The organism is Vulcanococcus sp. DEBay_Sum22DG08_74, assembly GCF_017852955.1.
GTDB lineage: Bacteria > Cyanobacteriota > Cyanobacteriia > PCC-6307 > Cyanobiaceae > Vulcanococcus.
The window spans coordinates 1-2,607 of record NZ_JAFMKL010000173.1 but is presented as its reverse complement, the minus strand read 5'-3'; the positions used below and the strand labels follow the sequence as shown (position 1 = coordinate 2,607).

Sequence of the window (2,607 nt, the reverse complement as noted above, 5' to 3'; positions counted from 1 at the left end):
CCTGCCCACCTGGCGGAATTGGTAGACGCGCTGGTTTTAGGTACCAGTGGCTTCGGTCGTGGGGGTTCAAGTCCCCCGGTGGGCATCCGTTCGAGAGGTCGGTTTTTCTAAGCTGGCCCTTATTCAGTAGGAATGACGCAAACCTTGGCCCCATCTGAGTTGCAAGAGCTTGGACGCCAAGAGGTGCGTGCTTCCGTCAGCGCAGTGCCTCGGGAATACCTCGATCCCCCGGCGCCCTGGAACCCAACGGTGGGTCTGTTCCTCGGGGGATATGCCCTTGCGGCGTTGAGCATCGCGGGCTGGTTCCTCTGGGGTTGGCCCCTGCCTGTGCTTCTGGCCACGGGTTTTCTCGCCCTGCATCTCGAAGGGACGGTCATTCACGACGCTTGCCACAACGCGGCGCACCCCAGTCGCTTCTGGAATGCCTTCATGGGGCATGGGGCGGCGTTGCTGTTGGGCTTCAGCTTTCCGGTCTTCACCCGGGTGCATTTGCAGCACCACGCCCATGTGAATGATCCGAAGAATGATCCGGATCACATCGTCAGCACCTTCGGTCCGCTTTGGCTGATTGCGCCCCGTTTTTTCTATCACGAGTACTTCTTTTTCCAGCGCAAGCTTTGGCGCGGACATGAGCTTCTTGAGTGGGGGATTGCCCGGGGAATCTTCTTCGCGATTGTGCTAGCTGGGATCAAATATGGCTTCATTGATTTCATCTTCAATGTCTGGTTCGCGCCAGCCCTGATGGTCGGGGTGACCCTGGGCTTGTTCTTTGATTACCTGCCTCACCGCCCCTTCTCGTCCCGCAACCGTTGGCACAACGCCAGGGTCTATCCGGGGCGTTTAATGAATTGGCTGATCATGGGTCAGAACTATCACTTGGTTCATCACCTATGGCCTTCCATTCCCTGGTTTGAGTATCGGCCGGCTTATCACGCCACCAAGCCAATCCTGGATGCCAAGGGCTCGCCTCAGCGCCTCGGTTTGTTTGAAACCAAGAGCGATTTAACGAACTTCCTCTACGACATCGTTCTGGGCGTGCGCAGTCACCGCCGCCGCCGCAGCAAACTTCGTCCGATTGCAGGACTGTTGCCGTCCTTCAGGGCAAGGCGCCACGTGGTGGCTCTGCTCCACCGCACGGCTGTCTCGCCCAGGCGCTGAGATTCACTCAGCCAGGATTTTGGGAACCCTGAAGAAGTCGCCTTCGCGCAGAGGTGCTTCGTTGAGCAGTTGCTCCCGCACGTCGGTCGCAACAACGGTGTCTTCGCGCGTCACGTTGACCACTTCGACAGCCCGGGTGGTGGCGGGAACGCCATCGGTATCGACGGCCTGCAGGTGGTCGACGTAATCGAGAATCCGCTCGAGCTGACCGGTGTAGGTCGCGATCTTGTCTTCGGGCAGATCGAGGCGAGCCAGCTTGGCCACCTTGCGGACGTCGTCGGCGCTGATGTTGCTCATGGGGTGAACCTAGCTGGCCGACTCGCTTAAAAAGCGCTCCAGATCAGCCACGAGCCCCGTCGCGGCCACGTCCAAAAAGCGGCGGCCATCCTCGGCAGTGGCCAAGGAGGGATGGGAGCCCATGCGGCCATCGGGGTGGCGGCGGCGGAAGTCCTCGGGGCTGTGAATCGGTCCGGCGGGTGCTGGGTCGGGCAACGGTTGTTGCTTGCTCTCCAGGCTGGGCTCGAGCGCCAGGGTGATGGCGATTTCACTGGGGGTGGCGTGGTGTCCTTCCTTGTCCCCGTAGAGCTCTCGGGCCAGGCCCATGGCCTCTGAGGTCATGAACCAGTTGGCCAGCTTGCAGCGCAGTTGAGCGGCATTGGGCAGTCCGCGGGCGGCAGCGGTGCCGTAGGCCTGGGCAAAGGCTGCCTTGCAGGTGGCGATGTTTCCGCCATGGCCATTGATCACGTAGATCCGCTCAAACCCGTGGCGGGCCAAGGAGAGGATCAGGTCATGCAGCACCGCCAGCAGGGTGGAGGGCTGCAGGCTCATGGTCCCAGCAAAGCCCAGATGGTGCTCCGCCATGCCGAAGGCCTGGGCCGGGGTGACCAGGACTCCTAGGCGCCGGCCGACCTCTAGGGCCACGGCTTCGGCGGTGAGGGCGTCGGTGCCGATGGCTCCGGTGGGTCCGTGCTGCTCGGTGGAGCCCAGGGGAATGATCACCCCTTTGTTCTGGGTCAGATAGGCCTCCACTTCAGGCCAGCTCCGCAGCTGCAGTCGGATGTCTTCGGTGCAGTGAGCAGTCACGGGGGTGAGGCGTGAGATCGCTTCAGTATCCCTAGATCTCGGCCGCGTCAGTGCGCGGTGCCGTTGCCGTCGTACTTGTCCGTGTCGTAGTAGCCGCCCTTGGTTCCGAAGAACAAGGTGGCCAAGACAAACAGCCCGCTGCCGCCAATCAAGACCGTTGCCAGGGTGAATCCTTCGGTGTGCATCGCCGGGGCTGAGCCGATGGGCTGATTCTGGCGTCCGCGGCTTTCGCGCGCAGCGCTGGGTCGGTTAACTGTGACCTGCCTGCTTGGTGGTGGCGATGCCGAAGCAACCTCCAGCGCTCCCCCAAGCCTTTTTCGCCCGCCCCGCCGAGCTGGTCGCCCCCGACCTCATCGGTTGCCTGCT

General features: G+C 62.1%; 4 protein-coding genes and 1 tRNA gene. 2 read left to right on the top strand and 3 right to left on the bottom strand.

Annotated elements, in window-relative coordinates:
* Positions 1 to 3 precede the first annotated feature (3 nt).
* Positions 4 to 85, top strand: a tRNA-Leu gene (locus tag QZ184_RS11360).
* Between the two features lie 47 nt (positions 86 to 132).
* Positions 133 to 1,158 carry a beta-carotene hydroxylase gene (gene crtR, locus QZ184_RS11355; RefSeq protein WP_296416457.1) on the top strand — a complete coding sequence of 342 codons (1,026 nt, stop codon included), beginning with the start codon at positions 133 to 135 and terminating at the stop codon, positions 1,156 to 1,158.
* Between the two features lie 3 nt (positions 1,159 to 1,161).
* On the opposite strand, the gene gatC is transcribed toward crtR, so the two are convergent.
* The 3 genes from gatC to QZ184_RS11340 are packed head-to-tail and all read right to left on the bottom strand — an operon-like array spanning position 1,162 to position 2,426.
* Positions 1,162 to 1,455, bottom strand: a complete 294-nt coding sequence (gene gatC / locus QZ184_RS11350) for an Asp-tRNA(Asn)/Glu-tRNA(Gln) amidotransferase subunit GatC (protein WP_010314539.1) — start codon at positions 1,453 to 1,455, stop codon at positions 1,162 to 1,164.
* A 9-nt stretch (positions 1,456 to 1,464) separates the two neighbouring features.
* The gene (locus QZ184_RS11345) at positions 1,465 to 2,241 is read right to left on the bottom strand and encodes a creatininase family protein (protein ID WP_296416458.1); all 777 of its coding nucleotides are present in this window, start codon (positions 2,239 to 2,241) and stop codon (positions 1,465 to 1,467) included.
* Positions 2,242 to 2,288: 47 nt separating this feature from the next.
* On the bottom strand, positions 2,289 to 2,426 hold the full coding sequence (locus QZ184_RS11340) for a hypothetical protein (RefSeq protein WP_247476292.1): 138 nt from the start codon (positions 2,424 to 2,426) through the stop codon (positions 2,289 to 2,291).
* Positions 2,427 to 2,607: the final 181 nt, after the last annotated feature.

Excerpts from the sequence above, each read along its gene's own strand:
- QZ184_RS11340 (WP_247476292.1), bottom strand. The coding sequence starts at position 2,426 with ATGCACACCGAAGGATTCACCCTGGCAACGGTCTTGATTGGCGGCAGC.
- gatC (WP_010314539.1), bottom strand. The coding sequence starts at position 1,455 with ATGAGCAACATCAGCGCCGACGACGTCCGCAAGGTGGCCAAGCTGGCT.
- crtR (WP_296416457.1), top strand. The coding sequence starts at position 133 with ATGACGCAAACCTTGGCCCCATCTGAGTTGCAAGAGCTTGGACGCCAA.